General features: G+C 58.0%; 16 protein-coding genes. 8 read left to right on the top strand and 8 right to left on the bottom strand.

Going from position 1 to position 18,733, the window contains the following annotated elements:
• Window positions 1-89 precede the first annotated feature (89 nt).
• From JHC09_RS04085 to JHC09_RS04075, 3 genes are all read right to left on the bottom strand, one after another.
• Entirely contained in the window at window positions 90-1,469 is a 1,380-nt protein-coding gene (locus JHC09_RS04085) for a HAMP domain-containing sensor histidine kinase (RefSeq protein ID WP_199530918.1), read from the bottom strand.
• Window positions 1,466-2,140 (bottom strand): response regulator transcription factor, encoded by a 675-nt coding sequence (locus JHC09_RS04080; protein ID WP_199530917.1) that lies wholly within the window; start codon window positions 2,138-2,140, stop codon window positions 1,466-1,468. Before JHC09_RS04080 ends, JHC09_RS04085 begins: the two co-directional genes overlap by 4 nt.
• An 83-nt stretch (window positions 2,141-2,223) precedes the next feature.
• Complete coding sequence (locus tag JHC09_RS04075; protein ID WP_169195190.1) at window positions 2,224-2,370, bottom strand: hypothetical protein; 147 nt, start codon at window positions 2,368-2,370, stop codon at window positions 2,224-2,226.
• A gap of 252 nt (window positions 2,371-2,622) precedes the next feature.
• On the opposite strand from JHC09_RS04075, the gene JHC09_RS04070 reads away from it, so the two are divergent.
• The 7 genes from JHC09_RS04070 (at window position 2,623) to JHC09_RS04040 (ending at window position 10,635) form a co-directional block, all read left to right on the top strand.
• On the top strand, window positions 2,623-3,675 hold the full coding sequence (locus JHC09_RS04070; RefSeq protein WP_248308876.1) for an ABC transporter ATP-binding protein: 1,053 nt from the start codon (window positions 2,623-2,625) through the stop codon (window positions 3,673-3,675).
• Window positions 3,676-3,843: 168 nt separating this feature from the next.
• Window positions 3,844-4,872, top strand: coding sequence for an extracellular solute-binding protein (locus JHC09_RS04065; RefSeq protein ID WP_199530916.1), 1,029 nt, complete (start codon window positions 3,844-3,846; stop codon window positions 4,870-4,872).
• A gap of 51 nt (window positions 4,873-4,923) precedes the next feature.
• Window positions 4,924-6,585 (top strand): iron ABC transporter permease, encoded by a 1,662-nt coding sequence (locus JHC09_RS04060; protein ID WP_248308887.1) that lies wholly within the window; start codon window positions 4,924-4,926, stop codon window positions 6,583-6,585.
• A 173-nt stretch (window positions 6,586-6,758) separates the two neighbouring features.
• Window positions 6,759-7,685, top strand: a complete 927-nt coding sequence (locus tag JHC09_RS04055) for a sulfurtransferase (RefSeq protein WP_169195188.1) — start codon at window positions 6,759-6,761, stop codon at window positions 7,683-7,685.
• A gap of 78 nt (window positions 7,686-7,763) precedes the next feature.
• Window positions 7,764-8,948, top strand: coding sequence for a YeeE/YedE family protein (locus tag JHC09_RS04050; protein ID WP_199530915.1), 1,185 nt, complete (start codon window positions 7,764-7,766; stop codon window positions 8,946-8,948).
• Window positions 8,949-9,148: 200 nt separating this feature from the next.
• Entirely contained in the window at window positions 9,149-9,406 is a 258-nt protein-coding gene (locus tag JHC09_RS04045; RefSeq protein ID WP_169195186.1) for a hypothetical protein, read from the top strand.
• Window positions 9,407-9,513: 107 nt separating this feature from the next.
• On the top strand, window positions 9,514-10,635 hold the full coding sequence (locus JHC09_RS04040; protein WP_199530914.1) for an NADH:flavin oxidoreductase/NADH oxidase: 1,122 nt from the start codon (window positions 9,514-9,516) through the stop codon (window positions 10,633-10,635).
• 27 nt (window positions 10,636-10,662) lie between these two features.
• On the opposite strand, the gene JHC09_RS04035 is transcribed toward JHC09_RS04040, so the two are convergent.
• From JHC09_RS04035 to JHC09_RS04015, 5 genes are all read right to left on the bottom strand, one after another.
• The gene (locus JHC09_RS04035; protein WP_199530913.1) at window positions 10,663-12,585 is read right to left on the bottom strand and encodes a potassium transporter Kup; all 1,923 of its coding nucleotides are present in this window, start codon (window positions 12,583-12,585) and stop codon (window positions 10,663-10,665) included.
• Window positions 12,586-12,743: 158 nt separating this feature from the next.
• The gene (locus JHC09_RS04030; protein ID WP_169195183.1) at window positions 12,744-13,358 is read right to left on the bottom strand and encodes an NADPH-dependent FMN reductase; all 615 of its coding nucleotides are present in this window, start codon (window positions 13,356-13,358) and stop codon (window positions 12,744-12,746) included.
• A gap of 227 nt (window positions 13,359-13,585) precedes the next feature.
• Window positions 13,586-14,332, bottom strand: a complete 747-nt coding sequence (locus JHC09_RS04025) for a pyridoxine 5'-phosphate synthase (protein ID WP_199530912.1) — start codon at window positions 14,330-14,332, stop codon at window positions 13,586-13,588.
• A 137-nt stretch (window positions 14,333-14,469) separates the two neighbouring features.
• On the bottom strand, window positions 14,470-15,024 hold the full coding sequence (gene ilvN / locus JHC09_RS04020; protein ID WP_169195181.1) for an acetolactate synthase small subunit: 555 nt from the start codon (window positions 15,022-15,024) through the stop codon (window positions 14,470-14,472).
• Between the two features lie 23 nt (window positions 15,025-15,047).
• Complete coding sequence (locus JHC09_RS04015) at window positions 15,048-16,817, bottom strand: acetolactate synthase 3 large subunit (RefSeq protein WP_199530989.1); 1,770 nt, start codon at window positions 16,815-16,817, stop codon at window positions 15,048-15,050.
• Between the two features lie 370 nt (window positions 16,818-17,187).
• Between JHC09_RS04015 and JHC09_RS04010 the strand changes: the two genes are divergently transcribed.
• Complete coding sequence (locus JHC09_RS04010) at window positions 17,188-18,687, top strand: inorganic phosphate transporter (RefSeq protein ID WP_169195180.1); 1,500 nt, start codon at window positions 17,188-17,190, stop codon at window positions 18,685-18,687.
• Window positions 18,688-18,733: the final 46 nt, after the last annotated feature.

Below are 18,733 nucleotides of genomic sequence, written 5' to 3'. Positions count from 1 at the left end.
AGGATTTCACCAGCTCCCGCCCCGCTCCAATTCAGCCGATCGAAACGGCTCAGTGAAAAGACCGAGTGAAAATGAGAATTTCCAATGCGTTAGATGCTTGGAATGGCCGATCCATCGAACTTTTCCGGAAAGCGCAGGACAAACTTTGCGCCGCCGCTATCGCTATCCGAAACGACGACTGAACCGCCGTGATAGTGCATGATGGAGTAGACCAGATTGAGTCCCAGTCCCGTTCCGCGACCGGCGCGGTGTAGGCGTTCAAAGGGCTCAAAGATACGCTCGCGCGCTTCAGCGGGAATACCCTCCCCTTCGTCCGTGACCGAAATGGTGCGATCTGTTCCGACGCGGACAAGGATTGCTCCAGCCCCGCCACTATGGGCGATGGCATTCTGGATGAGATTGGTAAGGGCGTGATGCAGTGAGCGATTGTCGCCGGTGACGATGACCGGGGCGTCGCCCATATCGAGACCCAAATCATAGCCGGATTTGAGCGCAAGCGGCGCCATCTCTTCGACAACCAGCTCAGCGATCTCACGCAAATCGAGTGGCACCAAGACGCCTTTGACGATGCCGAGGCGCTGCACCTCGAGCAATTGCTCGGCAAGAGTGGCGAGGCGGGCCACGTCCAAGAGGAGGTTCTGCCGCTCCGGGAAAACGTCGCTGTTTTCCAGCCGCATTTGCAGAATGGCGATTGGCGTTCGCACTTCATGTGCAGCGGCGGCGAGGAATTTTTGTCGGCCAGCGTAACTCATATCGAGACGCGCTAGGGTTGCGTTGACTGCCTTCACCAGCGGAAGCAGTTCGCTTGGAACGCCGGTTTCGCGCAGGCGATCACCGCGGTTTTCGTAATTGATCTGGCTAGCGTCCTCTGCCAGCAGCTTCACCCCGCGCAGCTCGCGCCGAACAATGAGCGGAATGGCAATGACGGTCACGAGTGTGAGTACGAGCCAAATACTGAAAGCGAGGAGGATCGTGGCATTACGCAACAACCCAACAACACTGACCGTCGGGCCGTTACCGATAAGCACGTGGACGGGGCCGATGCTGGAATTTTCGGTACGGACAAAGAAGCGCCCACTGGCGTCCTTGGTGCGCAGATCCAAAATGGTGACCTGAGACAGGTTAGCAATAAGCGGCTCCGCGCTTGCCGGTACGGCACCGAGTGTCAGAGTCGCTCCGCTATCACTGACCGCATAAACATACATGTCGGGATTGTTGACGAAGAGGTCACGAACCTCTGGGCTTGGCCGTATGACGATTTCGCCATCTTGGACTTGAGCGAAACTGGCCGCGAGCGTGCTCGAAACACTGGGGTCAATGGCCCGCGCTGTGCCGGCCTGGCTGACAATGGGGTAAATGACCAGCGGGAACACGCCCACACCAAAGAACAGCGCGAGCGAAAACAACTGCACGACAATCATCTTGCCCGTGAGCTTGCGGCCAAGGGAGGGCGATTTGCGGTCCATCATGATTGAGCCTGCAGAATGTACCCGACCCCGCGCACAGTGTGGAGCGTGGCTGTCGCGCCAGCATCGGCTAAGCGCTTGCGCAAGCGCGAGACATGGGGCTCGAGAGCGTTGGCCTGCACCTCGTCATCAAACCCATAAACTTCTTCTTCAATGAGACTGCGGCGGACCGTGCGCCCTGAACGTCGGATAAGGCTTTCTAAAAGCAGCAATTCGCGGCGCGGCACCTCTAACGGCTGGCCATTGACGCTAACCTGCCCGAGCGTGACATCGACCTCGACATTACCCAAGGCAAAGGCTTCGGTGACGACATCGCGGGGGCGACGCAGCAAAGCGCGGACCCGGGCGATCAACTCATCGACCATAAAGGGCTTGGCAAGGTAGTCGTCGGCACCAAGATTGAGCCCCTCGACCTTGTCGGAGGCTGCCCCATGCGCTGACAGGACCAGAACGGGCATGGAGGGATAGAGCTTGCGGACGACGGGAATAAGCGTGGTGCCTTCGCCATCCCCCAAAGAACGATCGAGCACGATGAGATCATACCGCGTGCTTTGGATGGTTTCGGAGGCGGTCGCCAGAGAGGGCGCCCAATCGGTCACGAAACCAGACTTTGTGAGCGCGGCACGGACCAACTTGGCCATTTCCGGTTCGTCTTCAACGAAAAGAATCTTCATGCCCGACCTCACGCAAAAAGCCGACTTCCGGAAATCCAGAAGCCGACTTTTGTTATTCTACAGCAATTGCTGCCGAATTTTGATTAGTCGTCGGTGTTCGGGATCGACTTAGCTTCGCAGAACGATGCTTCCTTGAAAGTGCAACCGTGGGTGGTGGCCTGCGCGAAAGTCGGCGCGGTGACGCCAGCAACCAGAGCAACGGCGAGGAGAGCGGATGCGATCTTCTTCATTTTCAATTCCTTGTTCGCGTCTCGAGGAGGGATCGAGTGCGGTGAAATTGCATCGGCAACCTTGCGTCAAACTTGCCTCATCAGCGAGTAAACGCACAATTCACCTCGAACACAGAAAGTTGATCAAAATCAGCCAGATACGAAGGCGCCCGCGCGCTGAAACGCGATGAGTAAAACGAAGTAGAGAAACGTGCTTTAACGAGCAAACATACCATACAAGACATGTAAAACATTGACACGATCAAAGCTCGAATGGTTGATGCAGCAATGACCGCACGGCGCACTGTTCTAAAACTCGAAGATATTCATCTGCACTTCGGCGATGTCGTTGCGCTTCATGGCGTGGATCTCGCTGTTATGGATGGCGAGATCATTTGTCTTTTGGGGCATTCGGGCTGCGGCAAGTCTACTCTGCTGCGCGCCATTGCCGGTGTCGAAACGCCTCATGCGGGGACAATTGCAATCGACGAGACGCTTGTTTTTGCCCCCAACAGGTTTGTGGAGCCGGAGCATCGTCGGATTGGCTATATGTTGCAGGACTATGCTCTATTCCCGCACCTGACAGCGCGTCAGAACATTGCCTTTGGCCTGAAAAAACTCACGAAGCAGGAAGCCAGCACACGCGTGGACGAGCTGTCCTCTAGGCTTGGCATTGACCATTTGCTTGAGCGCTATCCGCATATGCTATCGGGCGGCGAGCAGCAGCGCATCGCCCTTGCAAGAGCATTGGCCCCCCGCCCGCATGTTCTCTTGATGGACGAGCCCTTCTCCAACCTCGATCGGGGGTTGCGTGACACCTTGCGCGGGGAAGTTGTGGCGCTGCTGCGCGAGCTCAACACCACCGCGATCATCGTCACCCACGACCCGGAAGAAGCCTTGGCGGTTGGCGATCGTATTGTTCTGATGCGCGAGGGCAAGGTCGTCGAGGCCGGGCGCGGCAGCGAATTGTTCAACGCGCCCAAGAGCGCCTATACGGCCGAGTTCTTTAGCCGGATGAACCGCATTCCGGCCACCCGCAACGGGCAATGGCTCGACACAGCACTCGGACGTTTTCCAGCACCCGATAAGCCAAACGCGATCAGCGAGATTTTCATCCGGCCGCGCGCGCTCAGTTTTGGGGCCGACGGAATCAACGCCACTATTCTTAGCCATGCCGTTTTGGGCGAAATCGAAGAATGGCGCATTGCGGTTCCAGAATTATCCGAACCCATTTTGATGCGCACCAGTCAGCGCTATAAATTGCACCCCGGACACACCGCCAAGCTAAATGTCTCTGAAGACGAAATATTGATCTTTTCTCCGTGATCGATATTTTCTTTATAGTATTCTTGAGAAACATCTGTGGTTTAGAACTATTCTAATTCCAATCTATATTTCTTGACTCAATAATTCCACTTAGCTTATTGCCCGGCCATGGGCGCAGAATTCTCCGTCGACGGCGCGCTTGTTTGAGTCAGCCACAAGGGAAACACCATGGCATCGCTTCACAAGATCATCTTTGCGACCAGCGCACTCGCGCTTGGCGTCGCAGTTCCTGCATTTGCCGAAGAACTCAACATTTACACCACTCGCGAGCCAGGCCTTGTGCAGCCTTTCCTCGATGCCTTCACCGCCGAAACCGGCGTGACCGTCAACACCGTCTTCCTGCAGGACGGGATCATCGAACGCGCGAAAGCTGAAGGCGAAAGCTCGCCCGCCGACATTCTGATGACCGTCGACTTCGGCAACCTCATCGACCTCGTTGATGCGGGCCTCACCCAGCCGATCCAGTCAGACGTGCTTTCGGCAGCGATCCCAGAAACGCTGCGCGACAAGGACGGCAATTGGTTTGCCCTGTCGTCTCGCGCCCGCGTTGTTTACGCGGCCAAGGACCTTGATCTCGACGCCATCACTTACGAGCAATTGGCCGATGAAGAGTGGAAGGGTCGCCTGTGCATCCGTTCGGGCCAGCACCCTTATAATACAGCGACGTTTGCGGCCTATCTCGCCAAGCATGGCGAAGAAGCAACAAAGACTTGGCTCGAAGGCATCAAGGCCAACCAGGCCCGTGCAGCAGCAGGCGGCGACCGTGACGGCGCACGCGATATTGCAGCCGGAATTTGCGACATTGCGCTGGCCAATTCCTACTACGTTGGGCTGATGGCTTCGGGCGCTGGTGGCGACGAGCAAAAGGCCTGGGCCGATGCGATCAAGGTCATTCTTCCGACCTTTGAGAACGGCGGTACTTTGGTGAACATCTCGGGCGCTGCTGTTGCCAAGCACGCACCGAACAAGGATCAGGCCGTGAAGCTGCTGGAATATCTAGTGTCGCCAGCAGCGCAGAAGATCTACGCCGAAGCCAATTTCGAATACCCAGTCAACGCTTCGGCTGAAGTCCATCCGATCATCGCCGCATTCGGCACGCTGACCCCAGATAGTCTGGCGCTGAGCGACATCCTTCCGTTCCGCAAGCGCGCCAGCGAACTTGTGGATGAAGTGAACTTCGACACCTTCTCAAACTAACACAGTTCGGTGCGGCGGCTCGTTCCCGCCGCACCGTTTCCCATCATGACCATGGCGGCCAACGCGCCTCTAGCGCGCACCAGAAACCCAATCTCTGCATGGACCGCCGTGGCTGCTGCCACCGCGGTTTTGGTGTTTGTGCCAATCCTCGTCATTGTCTTCACCGCGAGCGCGGACACGGGCGATCTGTGGGGCCATGTGCTGGTCAATGTGCTGCCCCAATCAGCCTGGAACACCGGCGTTCTGCTGCTCGGCACCGGCATTATCGCGACGATGGTGGGCACGGGCGCGGCTTGGATCGTTTCGGCCTACGAGTTTAAGGGCCGCGGCGTGCTGGAATGGGCGCTGCTCCTGCCCCTCGCGGTTCCGACCTATATTATGGCCTATGCCTATCTCGACATTTTAAACCCGCTCGGGCCGGTACAAGGCACGATGCGGTGGGCCCTGGGCTATTCCTCGCCCCGACAGTTCCGACTGCCCGATATTCGCTCGATGTGGGGTGCAATCCTCGTCTTTGGCTTCGTGCTCTATCCCTATGTCTATCTCACGACGCGGGCGATGTTTCTGACCCAAGCCGCAAACCTTGTGGAGGTGTCGCGCACCTTAGGGGTCAGCCGTAACATGGTGTTTTGGCGTGTGGCCTTGCCCCTCGCCCGCCCCGCCATCGCTGTGGGTGTAGCGCTAACGCTTATGGAAGTGCTCAACGATGTGGGGGCGAGCCAGTTTCTTGGCGTCCGCACGCTGACGGCTTCGGTCTATACAACTTGGATTGTGCGCACCGATCTGGCTGGCGCGGCCCAAATCGCCACCGCCATGCTCACCCTTGTGCTGTTGCTGCTGGTTCTTGAGCGCTGGGCGAGACGCAACCAACGCTATGCGAGCAATGCGCAACGGGCTCGCCCCATGCCAGCGCAAAAACTAAGGGGCTGGCAGGCCGTGCTGGCGCTTTGCCTTGGCCTGACCCCAATCCTCATCGGCTTTGCGGGACCAGCGATTTATCTGATCTCGTCAGCAATCAAGCGGTTGGATTTTGCCGGGTTCTCGCCAAGCCTATTGCGCGCGACGGTGAACACAGTGACGATTTCATCGCTGGCGACTGTGCTTATTCTATCCCTCGGCTTTGGCGTGGCCTATGCAGCGCGTGTCCGCACCGGGCCTGTGACGCAGGGGTTTTCGCGCATCGCGACGCTGGGCTATGCCGTCCCGGGGACCGTTCTCGCCATTGGCATACTGGTGCCTGTCGCCGCTTTCGACAGAACGCTAGACGGCTTCTTGCGCGCCAACTTCGGCCTGTCCTCTGGCCTCCTTCTCTTGGGATCAGGCGCGGCACTCCTCTATGCCTATAGCGCGCGGTTCCTCGCGATTTCGACAGGCGGGATCGAGGCAGGACTGTCGCGCATTCCGCTCTCTTATGATCATGCTGCGCGCACCTTGGGCCACAGTGCATCTGGCACGCTGCTCAGAGTGCACCTGCCCCTGTCACGCACGGCGCTGATCGCGGCGGCACTTTTGGTGTTCGTTGATTGCATGAAAGAATTGCCAGCCACGCTGCTGCTGCGACCGCTCAATTTTGAAACGCTCGCAACACTACTCTATGGCGAGGCCGCGCGCGGCACTTATGAAGATGCTTCGTTAGCGGCAATTTTATTAGTAGCGATAGGGATATTGCCGGTCATATTGCTGGCGCGCACGGGACGACCGCGAAAACTCTGAGCCTTCTGACACTATCGGTCCAATAGAGTTTTATTCTCTCATCTCACGTTCGATTGAGCGGAATTTTATTCTCCTGAACACGCTTTTAGACCCCTGTGCTTTGAAAATTATGCCCCGAAAAGGCCATGATTGGGTCAACGCGGCAGATACGCCGAGCTCATCAGGACGAGAGAATGACAAAATTTTCCCGACTACTGACCACCGCAGCAGTCAGTGTTGCATTGGTTGCCACTCCCGCCCTCGCAGACGACGCCAGCCCGCTGGTCACTGCTGAGTGGGTTCAAGAAAATATCAGCAATCCCAACGTGCGCATCTTTGAAGTCAGCGTTGATACTGGCGTTTATGAGCGCGGCCATATTCCGGGTGCGTTGAACCTGTCGTGGCACACAGATCTCGTCGACACCGTTCGTCGCGACATCGTTTCGAGCGAAGGCCTGGAAGCGATCCTCCAGCAGGCCGGCGTGACCGAAGACACCACTGTTGTTCTCTATGGCGACAACAACAACTGGTTCGCAGCTTGGGGCGCTTGGGTGTTTGATATCCACGGCATCCACGACGTAAAGCTGCTCGATGGCGGCCGTAAGTACTGGGAAGCACAGGGCCTGCCGCTCGACACCGCAACTCCAGAATACGCAGCTTCGACCATCGACCTGCCAGAAGAAGCGGCTCCGATCCGCGCGCGCCTCGTTGACGTTCTCGAGGTTGTCGAAGGTGGTGCCGACGTGTCGCTGGTCGACATTCGCGGTCCCAAGGAATTCTCGGGTGAGATTTTCGCTCCAGAAGGCGTGCAGGAACTCTCCGTCCGCGCCGGTCACATCCCTGGTGCCGTGAACTTCCCATGGGGCGGCGCTGTGCAGGAAGACGGTCGCTTCAAGTCGACCGAAGACCTCAAGGCAGCTTTCGCGGCTATCGGCATCGACGGCTCAAAGCCGATCATCACCTACTGCCGCATTGGCGAACGTTCGAGCCACACCTGGTTCGTTCTCTCGCGTATCCTTGGCTACGAAGTGAAGAATTACGACGGGTCTTGGACCGAATATGGCAACTCGGTTGGCGTTCCGATCGACAACCCATCGGGCACCGTTTGGGGCCGCATCTAAACCAGAGCTGAACTAGCTTTGACGATCTGACATGGCGGACGCTTCGGCGCCCGCCACTGACTTTTCCGGGGCATTCTTATGACTTTGTCGCCATCTCGCTATCTCGTGCCGCTGATTGCAGCGACGGTGCTGATCTGGGGTTTCGTTTCTCTCAACAGTGCGGGCGTCGAAAGCCGCCCCCTCGCTTTGTCACTGGTGCTCGGCACGGCCTTCGGCATTGTGCTGCAGCGCAGCCGCTTTTGCTTCCTCTGCAACTTCCGCGATCTCATCGAGAAGCGGCAGGCAGGGGGCATCATTGCCATTCTGGTGGCATTGGCCGTTGGCGCGATTGGCTACACCACCATTTTTGGCGCTTGGCTGCCGACACCGGCGCTGGAGCGCTTACCCCCGACCGCCCATATCGGCCCGGTTAGCATTACCCTTGCCATTGCCTCGACCGTCTTCGGCATCGGCATGGCCATCTCTGGCTCATGCCTTTCGGCGCATTTCTATCGCCTTTCTGAAGGCTCCGTCATTTCGCCCTTCGCCATCATCGGCGCTTTCTTTGGTTTCGGCATTGGCTTCCTCACTTGGAACAGTCTTTTCCTCGCTGTGACCACCAATGCCTTTATCGGCTGGATCCCGCACCACCTTGGCTATGCTGGTGGGCTGACGCTGACGCTGGTTTTGCTCGGCGCACTGGCGATTGGTGCGCTGCTGTGGGCCAAGCCGCAAGCAACGGAAGCGGAGCCAGCGCTGACGCTGGAAACCGGGGTTAGGAACCTGTTCTTTAAGCGCTGGCCCGCGATCATTTCCGGCACGCTGGTGGGCATTATCTCCACCCTCGCCTATTTGCGCGTTGCGCCGCTGGGCGTGACCGCCGAACTCGGCTCGCTGGCGCGTACCGCAGGCACTGCGGGAGGCATTGTGCCGTCGAGTCTCTTTGGCTTGGACACGCTGCGCGGCTGCGCCACCATCATCAAAGAAACGCTGCTCTCCAACAACGGCCTCTTTGTTCTGGGGATTATCGGAGGGAGCTTTATCACCTCGTTTATCGCCGGTCAGTTCCAGCCGCGTCGCCTAAAAGGCTCTGACGTTACCCGTGGTCTTGTCGGCGGCCTGCTGCTGGGCTGGGGCTCGATGACGGCGCTTGGTTGCACCGTGGGCGTTTTGCTCTCTGGCATTCAGGCTGGGTCCTTGTCGGGCTGGGTCTTCCTCGTCTTCATGTGCCTTGGCATTCTGCTGACCTGGCGCTTGGCGCGGGTCTTCCGCATCAGCCTTTAAGGAGCAATGCGCCTGGCTCAAGTCAGGCCCTACGATAGAAGCGTTTACCAAGAGGCTGCGGCGCGCTATGCCAATGGTCCAGCGCGCCCAGACTGCTTACTTGTTTGCACGACACGAAATTGTTTTAGAACTTTTGACGTCTCGCATTGCAGTCTTTCCGCACGCGCAGGCGTAAAGAAACATGACTAGTACAGGCCCTCATGTACGACGTATTCGATGAATATTTGAACCGCGATACTTGGCACACACCCGACTCTCTCGAGGATAATGTGTTCCACCGCACGCTCCGCAAGGTCGTCGACAATATCAACTTCACACCCGACGCGATGGGCGACTATTTTCGTAAGGTGAAGGGGCTTGCCCCCGGTGCCGATTGCGAACTGGCACAAGCCATCGCCCGCCGTGTCGCCGACGCGAAGGCCGTGCAGGATTATCGTCAGTATAATCCAAGCCACTAAGTCTTTCCGCTCAGGCGGCGTGGGTTGAAACATCTTGCTTCCATCGGCACTTGCCGATGGAGCAATATCAGGGCATGGTCACCGCCCCACCCTAAGCGGATGAACCAATGTCTGAGTTATTCTCCCCCATCACGCTCCGTGACGTGACTCTGCGCAACCGGACTGTGGTTGCGCCCATGTGCATGTATTCCTCCATCGACGGCTTCGCCAATGATTGGCATTTCGTTCATCTGGGGCGCTTCGCCATTGGTGGTTTTGGTCTGGTGATTGTGGAGGCCACGGGCGTTGTGCCCGAGGGACGCATTTCCTATGCGGACATGGGGCTCTGGAAAGACGAGCACATCGCTCCCCTCGCCCGCATTGTCGATTTCCTGCACACGCACGGCACCGCCGCAGGCATTCAGCTGGCCCATGCGGGGCGCAAGGCCTCGACATCGGTCGAATGGCGCGGAGCGGATGAGCTTCAAACGGAAGAACAGCGCAAGGCCGTGGGCTATGAACACTGGGTACCAGTGGCGCCGAGTGCTGAAAGCCACGACCCCAATGACGACGACTATCAGGTGCCAACAGCACTGGACGCTGCCGGTATTCAGCGTGTCATTGACGGGTTTGCAGACGCTGCAATCCGCGCCGACAAGGCGGGTTTCGATACCGTCGAAATCCACGCCGCACACGGCTATCTGCTCAACCAATTCCTCTCGCCACTCGCCAACCATCGTACCGACGAATATGGCGGCAGCCGCGAAAACCGGATGCGACTGGTTTTGGAAGTGACCGAAGCGGTGCGGGCGGTGTGGCCTGCCAGCAAGCCGCTGATGGCGCGCATCTCCGCGAGCGACAATGCGGAAGGCGGCTGGACAATTGAGGATAGCGTCGTGCTGGCACGCGAGCTCAAAGCGCGTGGCGTTGAGGTGATCGATTGCTCAAGCGGCGGGTTTGCGCAGGGTCGGATCAAGCCCGAAGCGAATTATCAGGTCAAGTTCGCCCAGCAGGTGAAGGCCGAAGGCGATATTCTGACCATGGCAGTGGGCCTCTTGGGTGACGTTGACGCCGCAGAACAGATCATTGCGCGCGGCGAGGCCGACTTCATCGCGCTGGCCCGTGGGGCCATGGACGATCCGCAATGGGCCGCCCATGCGCGACGGGCGCTTGATGGTTCTTATGACAACTGGCCGGTGCAAACAGTGCGGGTGCAGAGTCGAGATAAGGTTCTCGGCGTGCGGAAATGACAAAGGGGGCTCACGCCCCCTTTTCTTTTACAACAGCACCTGTGTGCCGATTTCCACCACCCGCCCAGAAGGGATGTGGAAGTATTCGGTCGCGTCGCTGGCATTGCGCGACAGGCGAATGAACAGCTTGTCCTGCCACGTGTGCAAGAGCGACGTGGACTTGCCAATTTTGAGGGAACGACGCGAGAGGAAGAAGGAGGTCGACATGATGTCGAACTTCCAGCCCAATTTGCGCGCCAGCCCCAGAGCCTTTGGCAGGTTCGGCGTTTCCATAAAGCCGAAGGTGATGACGACGCGGAAGAACAGCGCATTGTAAGCGTCGATCGTGACCTTTTCATCGTCCGGCACGCGCGGCGAAGTCGAGGTGCGAACCGTCAGAATGACGTTCTGCTCATGCAGCACCTTGTAGTGCTTGAGACTGTGCAGCAGCGCCGTCGGCGCGCCCTCGATGTCGCTGGTGAGGAAGATCGCTGTGCCGGGCACAGTCGTTGGCTTTTTCTTGGCGAGATTATCGACGAGGAACTGCAATGGCACTTCATCGCGACGGGTCTTTTCTTGCAGACGGCGACGACCGGCCATCCAGCTGCCCATCAAGAGCGCGACAAACACTGCGACCGCCGCAGGGAACCAGCCCCCCTGGAAGAGCTTTGACGCGTTCGCGGCAAAGAACCCGCCGTCGATAATAGCAAAGACCACGCCAAATGAGGCAACGGCCCAGAGCGGCCATTTCCAATTGCGGCGCATGACAACGAGCAACAAGGCCAGCGTGACAATCATCACCCCCGACACGGCAATACCATAAGCATTGGAGAGGGACGCCGAGCTACCGAATGCAGCAACGAGGATCAGCACGCCGATCATCAGGAACATGTTGATCTGCGGCATGTAGATCTGACCGCTCTGCGTCTCCGACGTGTGGAGCACGCGCATGCGCGGCAGCATGTTCATAGCGATAGCCTGCTGGGTGAGGCTGAAGGTGCCGGTAATGACCGCCTGAGAGGCAATGATGGTCGCCAAGGTGGCGAGGATCACGAAGGGCAGTAGGGCCCATTCAGGCTGCATCTCATAGAACGGGCTGACAACGTTGTTGACGCCCGTATGCAGCACATAGGCCCCCTGCCCGAAATAATTCAGCAACAGGCACGGAAAGACGAGGCCAAACCAAGCCAGTACAATCGGCTTGCGGCCAAAGTGCCCCAGATCGACGTAGAGCGCTTCTGCGCCCGTCACGGCAAGAAAGATTGCCCCCATCACCACGAAGGCGATGCCGAGGTGGGTGACAAGAAACTCGATGCCGAGCAGCGGGTTCAGCGCCCACAGGATCGCCGGGTACTGCATGATATTGAAGAGGCCCGAGGCACCGAGAACGAGGAACCAGATCGCCGTTATGGGGCCAAAAATGATGGCGACTTTCGCCGTGCCAAATTTTTGCACGGCAAAAACGCCGACAATAATGACCAGTGTGATTGGCACCACCCAGCGCGTCATGCCCGGGGCCACAAGATCAATGCCTTCAACGGCTGACAGAACCGAAACGGCGGGGGTGATAATGGCATCGCCGAAGAACATGGCCGCGCCCAAAATCCCGAGCGCTGTAATCCAGAATGGTGGGTTGGTGAAGGTCTTGCGGGCAAGCGCCATCAAGCTGAGCGTGCCGCCTTCACCATTGTTGTCCGCACGGGTGACGAAGAACACATATTTGACCGCGACGGTGAGCGCGAGCACCCACACGATCAGCGAGAGCAGACCAAGGATCTCGACATTGGTTGCCGCAGCGCCCGGGCGCACGTGCATGGCCTGCCGGAAAGCGTAGATCGGCGAGGTGCCGATATCGCCATAGACGACACCGATCGCCCCGAGGGTCAGCATGGGTAGATTGTTGGACTTGTGATCGCTGTGGGGGACGTTCACATCACCGACGCTGGGCGCGGTGTTTTCCGAATGCGTCATGAGCGTTAGGGCTCTCGCTGTAGCAGGGCGGGCGCCGCTATACACCCGCACCCATAAACTATCAATGCCCGGCGCGATGCTTGGTTCAACAAGAAAAAAAGGCCGCTCGATTTGCGAGCGACCTTCCAAGACAAGAATTGTCTCTGAGCGTGAGTGATTTACTCAGCAGCGATTGCAGTTGCAGCGTCTGCTTCGCGAGCCTGCTTTGTAGCAGAGGCCCACCAGATCAGCTGATCGAGCATGTCCTTGGCCGCGCCACCGATTGCACCTTCGATGTCGTTCAGCGACTTGGTGCCGCCAAAGCCTGGGTGAACCGAGGCAAATTCAGCGCCAGCAAGGTGAACTGCCGAGCGAGTCGAAACCATCTGCAGCTCAACACCGATGTTCCGCAGGTGCTCGATAGCGCGTGCGCCACCAACACCACCGTAACCGAAAGCGCCAAAAGCCTTCTTGTTCCACTCGACATAGGCCTGATCAATTGCGTTCTTGAGAGCGCCAGAGATCGAACGGTTGTATTCAGCGGTTACGAAGATGTAGCCGTCGAGTTCAGCAATTTTCTTCTGCCACTTCTGCGCATTTGCGTTCTGCGAAGGCATCCAGGCAGTGGACGCAGCTTCGTCAAAGAATGGCAGGTCATAGTCGCGCAGGTCTACGATTTCAGCTGCGATTTCAGGGCGTTCGTTGGCCTTGTCAGCAATCCACTGGGCAGGGACGTGACCGAAGCGGGTCGGACGAGTGGTCGAAATAATAACGCCAATCTTGAGCTTGGACATCTGAGTGCCCTCCTTGGTAACAAAACGTAACTGAGGCGATATATGTGCCTGTCTCGTCCGTTCACAAGTGGGCACTATTATGTTCCCAGATACAGATGTCTCACTAGGTAACACCGATGTAAGTATCGGAAAATCCTAGGCTTTTAGAACAGAAAATGGACGGATCACGATAATCCGTCCATTTTCAGCATAATTAAAACGCAGTGTTCTGTTTTATCGAACAGTCTTCAGCCTGCGAGGACCGCGCAGTAGCGGCGGGTGGCTTCAGCAAAGCCATAGAGGAGTGCATCTGCGGTGATGCCGTGGCCAATGGAAGCCTCTGCGACGCCTCTCACCTGTTCTTGGAAAGCGGGCAGGTTTTCAAGGGTCAGATCATGCCCGGCATTGACACCCAAACCAATGGCAAGGGCAGCGGCGCAGGTATCAGCCAGCGCCACGAGTTCGCGCTGCGCGGCAGCCCGGTTGTCATAGCAAGCACCATATGGGCCGGTGAACAGCTCGATACGATCGGCACCAACCGCCTTGGCAGCAGCAACGCCGTCAGCCCCTGCATCTGGATCGCAAAACAGCGAGATACGTCGACCTTGAGCACCACGGAGGCGTGGAATGACCGCATTGAGAATGTCGGCCTGACCGACAAAATCCCAACCGTGGTCAGAAGTCGCCTGGCTCGGATCGTCAGGCACCAGCGTCACTTGATGGGGATTGATGGTTTCGATCAGGGTGATGAAATCTTCGCTGGGATAGCCCTCGATGTTGTATTCAACATCGGGATACTCCAAGGCCAAAAGCTCAGCCAAAGCGAACACGTCCGTACGCCGAATATGGCGTTCGTCGGGACGGGGATGAATGGTGATGCCCGCAGCGCCCGCGTCCAAAACCACGCGCGCCATGCCGGTCACACTCGGCCACGGCAGATCGCGGCGATTGCGGAGTTGGGCGACGGCGTTGAGATTGACGGACAGCAGAGTCACGGACGGATATCCTTACAGCAGATAGCTTCTGCTTACGCCCTGCCCCACCGAGGAGCAATACTGAAGCGCTAGGCCGTTAGACGCAGACTAAAAAACACCCGGCGCGATGAGCGAACACCGCGCCGGATGATTGGGCATTACATGCTTTCAGGACCGCGGCTGATCGCAGCCAGACCGGTGCGGACCACTTCGACGAGACCAAGCGGCGCCATCAGAGCGATAAAGCTATCGATCTTTTCTGGCTTGCCGGTGACTTCGAAAACGAAGCTCTCGACGGTCGAGTCGATGATGTGCGCACGGAAGGCATCAGCAAGACGCAGCGTTTCAGCGCGATGATCGCCCGAACCACGAACCTTTATCAGCGCCAATTCACGCTCAACGAAAGCGCCTTCTGCCGAGAGGTCGTGGACCTTGTGGACCGGCACGAGACGCTCAAGCTGGCTCTTGATCTGGATCAGAACCTTTGGCGTGGCGATGACAACAACAGTGATGCGACTAAGTCGACTGTCGTGTTCGGTCTCACTGACGGTCAGGCTCTCGATATTGTAGCCGCGCGCCGAGAAGAGGCTCACGACACGGGCGAGGATACCGGGCTCATTGTCGACCAAAACCGAAAGCGTGTGGCGTTCGTTCTGCTGGGTTTCTGGAGCCATGAAATAGGCGGAACCAGTGGGCTGGAGATGTGCGTTCATTTTTGTTTCTCTCCGCAGCTGGCTTAAACCAGCTGGCGTCCCTTCTCGTCGATGATGTCGCCGATGTCAGCGGTATCAGGCAGGATGATTTCATTGTGCGGCTTGCCCGATGGGATCATCGGCAGGCAGTTCTCGTCCTTCTCGACGATCACGTCGAAGATAACTGGGCCGTCATAGTCGAGCATTTCCGCGATTGCCGCGTCGAGCTCGGCTGGGTTTTCGCAGCGAATACCCTTAGCGCCATAAGCTTCAGCAAGCTTGACGAAGTCCGGCAGCGATTCCGAATAGGAATGCGCATAGCGCGAGCCGTGCAGCAGATCCTGCCACTGGCGGACCATGCCCATGCGCTCGTTGTTGAGGATGAAGATCTTGATCGGCAGACGATACTGAACCGCCGTCGAGATTTCCTGCATGGTCATCTGAACGGACGCTTCGCCGGCGATATCGATCACCAGCGCATCTTCATGCGCAACCTGCACACCAACAGCAGCCGGCAGGCCATAGCCCATGGTGCCCAGACCACCCGAGGTCATCCAGTGGTTTGGCTTATCGAAGTGGAAGTGCTGCGCAGCCCACATCTGGTGCTGGCCCACTTCGGTGGTGATGTAGACTTCCTTGGACTGGTTCTTGGTCGCTTCATACAAGCGCTGGATAGCCCATTGCGGCTTGATGACGGTGTCGGAGTTCTTGAATTTGAACGAACCAACGGCGCGCCACTTTTCAATCTGGCTCCACCAAGGCGCAATCGCTTCAGTGCGAGGCTGATTGGTCTTGGAACGCCAGATGCGGATCATTTCCGCCAGCACGCGGTTACAATCGCCAACGATTGGAATATCGACGCGGATGATCTTGTTGATCGATGCAGGGTCGATATCAACGTGGATCTTGCGGCTGTTTGGCGAGAATGCATCGACGCGGCCGGTGATACGGTCGTCAAAGCGTGCGCCGATGTTGATCATGACGTCACAGTCATGCATCGCCAAGTTCGCTTCGTAAGAACCGTGCATGCCCAGCATGCCCAGCCACTGCTTGTTGGAAGCCGGGAACGCGCCCAGACCCATCAGGGTCGAGGTGACTGGGAAGCCAGTGAGTTCGGCCAGCTCGCGCAGGGATTCGGAGGCTTCCGGACCCGAGTTGATGATGCCGCCACCGGTGTAGAAGATCGGACGCTCAGCCTTGAGCATCATATCGACAGCCGCTTCGATAGCCTTGAGGTCGCCATCCATCTGCGGACGGTACGACTTGGCGCGCAGCGTGCTCGGCTCTGGACGATAGTAATCGCCAACCGCGAACTGAATGTCCTTCGGAATATCGATGACAACCGGACCCGGACGGCCAGTGGTGGCGACGTGGAAGGCCTCGTGCAGGATGCGTGGCAGGTCCGCCACGTTCTTTACGAGGTAATTGTGCTTGGTGCACGAACGGGTGATGCCGACCGTATCGCATTCCTGGAAGCCGTCGGTCCCGATTAGGGTCGTTGGCACCTGCGCGGTGATGCAAACGAGCGGAATGGAATCGAGAAGAGCGTCGGTGAGGCCGGTCACCGCATTGGTCGCGCCCGGGCCCGACGTCACGAGCACAACGCCCGGCTTGCCAGTCGAACGTGCATAGCCTTCGGCCATGTGGGTCGCACCCTGTTCGTGGCGCACCAGAATGTGCTGGACGAAGTCCTGCTGGAACATCGCATCATAAATTGGCAGCGCAGCGCCACCGGGATATCCGAAGATATGTTCAACGCCCTGATCGGTGAGCGCTTGGATCACCATTTCAGCGCCGGTCATTTTTTCGGCCATCATTCAGCCCTTCCTAATTCTCCCCCGGAGGGAAATCCGTCGTTCTCCGCCTCTCCCCGCGCGGCGGAAAAAAGGCAATAAAAAAGGCCCCGTTTGGGACCTTGTGTTCGGCGCATCCGCAATCGCGCGGGGTTTTACCCCACGGTGCCGATGCGCCTGCTAACCACTACGAGAATGAGCGCCCGCATGGGACCTCTCCTGAAAATTCGTTGCGCATTGATAAAGTGATTGTGAGTCCTGAGTCAACCCAAAATGCCGCATGCAAATCACCAGCTGAGATCGCCTCAGCCTGCCACACAGGCTTTTTTAATGGCAGGACGCCTCCAAAGTGCTAAAGGCGGCACAACACAGATTATGACCTTTTGGTGACATGAGTAAAAGCGCGCTCGACAAAGACTTGCAGCGTGTTTCCGGAATGGAAACGGCAACCTTCAATTTAACCCGCTCGCTCGCAGCGCCGGGCATCGCCTTGGTCTTCCTTCTGCTGGCCGCAGTTTGGGCCAGCTACGCGATGGGCGGCTCGCCAGGCACATATATCGTCGTCATATCGGCCTGTATCGCAGGCTATATGGCGCTAAACGTTGGCGCCAATGACGTCGCCAATAACATGGGCCCAGCTGTCGGTGCCCGTGCCATTACCATGGGCGGTGCTCTCGTAATCGCGGCAATCTTCGAAGCGGCTGGCGCTCTGCTCGCTGGCGGCGACGTGGTCAACACAGTAGCGCGCGATCTGCTGATCGCACCGGACTTCGAGTCGAAGACCTTTATTACCGTGATGATGTCTGCCCTGCTGGCCTCCGCGCTGTGGGTGAACCTGGCGACCTATATTGGCGCGCCAGTTTCGACCACTCACGCCGTTGTTGGTGGCGTCGTAGGCTCCGGCATTGCTGCCGCAGGCTTTGGCGTCGTCAACTGGGGCATGATTGGCGCTATCGCCACCAGCTGGGTGATTTCGCCAGTCATGGGCGGGCTGTGCGCAGCAGGCCTTTTGTGGTTGATCATGAAGACGATCACCAATCGCCTCGACAAGATTTCAGCGGCGCGCGTTTGGGTACCAATCCTTGTCGCACTGATGACAGGCGTCTTCGCCATTTATCTGGCGACCAAGGGCATGAGCCGCATTTGGAAGCCTGAACTGCCGATCGTCGTGACGCTGTTCTTCGTGTTCACCGCACTTGGTTGGATTGTTTCCATGCCAATCGTGCGCAAGCAGTCGATGAACCTTGAAAACCGCAAAAAGCATGTAGCGACGTTGTTCCGCATTCCGCTGGTAATCTCGGCCGCGCTGCTGTCCTTCGCGCACGGCGCAAACGACGTTGCCAACGCAATCGGTCCAATGGCCGCTATCGTCAGCGCCATCGAGAGCGGCGGGGCTGACGCAGGTGGCATCAGCTTGCCATTCTGGGTCCTAGCCATTGGCGCAATCGGGATTTCACTAGGCCTCGCGCTGTTTGGCCCCCGCCTCATCCGTACTGTTGGCGAGCAGATCACCAAGCTCAACGAAATCCGCGCATTCTGTGCGGCGCTGTCGGCGGCTGTGACCGTACTCGTCGCTTCAGCACTCGGCATGCCGGTTTCCTCAACGCACATCGCTGTGGGTGCAGTGTTCGGCGTCGGGTTCCTGCGTGAGTATTTCTCGCGCCGCGATATGGAAGGCTCGGCAGTTCCGGTTAACGCTAAGTTCGTTGACCCATCCCAGCTCAATGCCACCCCGGAAGAGGCACTTGCCAATGCGCGTAAGTCTGAAGGGCGTCTGCTGGTCCGTCGTCAGCACGTTTACTCGATCGCGGCGGCCTGGGTCGTGACCGTCCCCGCATCGGCCGTTTTGTCGGGCGTGCTCTATTACGTGCTGAGCCTGATCATTCGCTAATCAGCAACAGCATTAGCCAAACAAAAAGGCCCGAAACCTCATGGTT

The organism is Devosia sp. MC532, assembly GCF_016461625.1.
Classification (GTDB): Bacteria; Pseudomonadota; Alphaproteobacteria; order Rhizobiales; family Devosiaceae; genus Devosia.
Note: the sequence above shows the minus strand (reverse complement) of the source record. Positions and strands in the feature narration are given on the sequence as shown.

Bases quoted from the DNA above. Each gene is read 5' to 3' on its own strand.
- JHC09_RS04085 (WP_199530918.1), bottom strand. From the start codon at position 1,469: ATGATGGACCGCAAATCGCCCTCCCTTGGCCGCAAGCTCACGGGCAAG.
- JHC09_RS04080 (WP_199530917.1), bottom strand. From the start codon at position 2,140: ATGAAGATTCTTTTCGTTGAAGACGAACCGGAAATGGCCAAGTTGGTC.
- JHC09_RS04075 (WP_169195190.1), bottom strand. From the start codon at position 2,370: ATGAAGAAGATCGCATCCGCTCTCCTCGCCGTTGCTCTGGTTGCTGGC.
- JHC09_RS04070 (WP_248308876.1), top strand. From the start codon at position 2,623: ATGGTTGATGCAGCAATGACCGCACGGCGCACTGTTCTAAAACTCGAA.
- JHC09_RS04065 (WP_199530916.1), top strand. From the start codon at position 3,844: ATGGCATCGCTTCACAAGATCATCTTTGCGACCAGCGCACTCGCGCTT.
- JHC09_RS04060 (WP_248308887.1), top strand. From the start codon at position 4,924: ATGGCGGCCAACGCGCCTCTAGCGCGCACCAGAAACCCAATCTCTGCA.
- JHC09_RS04055 (WP_169195188.1), top strand. From the start codon at position 6,759: ATGACAAAATTTTCCCGACTACTGACCACCGCAGCAGTCAGTGTTGCA.
- JHC09_RS04050 (WP_199530915.1), top strand. From the start codon at position 7,764: ATGACTTTGTCGCCATCTCGCTATCTCGTGCCGCTGATTGCAGCGACG.
- JHC09_RS04045 (WP_169195186.1), top strand. From the start codon at position 9,149: ATGTACGACGTATTCGATGAATATTTGAACCGCGATACTTGGCACACA.
- JHC09_RS04040 (WP_199530914.1), top strand. From the start codon at position 9,514: ATGTCTGAGTTATTCTCCCCCATCACGCTCCGTGACGTGACTCTGCGC.
- JHC09_RS04035 (WP_199530913.1), bottom strand. From the start codon at position 12,585: ATGACGCATTCGGAAAACACCGCGCCCAGCGTCGGTGATGTGAACGTC.
- JHC09_RS04030 (WP_169195183.1), bottom strand. From the start codon at position 13,358: ATGTCCAAGCTCAAGATTGGCGTTATTATTTCGACCACTCGTCCGACC.
- ilvN (WP_169195181.1), bottom strand. From the start codon at position 15,024: ATGAACGCACATCTCCAGCCCACTGGTTCCGCCTATTTCATGGCTCCA.
- JHC09_RS04015 (WP_199530989.1), bottom strand. From the start codon at position 16,817: ATGGCCGAAAAAATGACCGGCGCTGAAATGGTGATCCAAGCGCTCACC.
- JHC09_RS04010 (WP_169195180.1), top strand. From the start codon at position 17,188: ATGAGTAAAAGCGCGCTCGACAAAGACTTGCAGCGTGTTTCCGGAATG.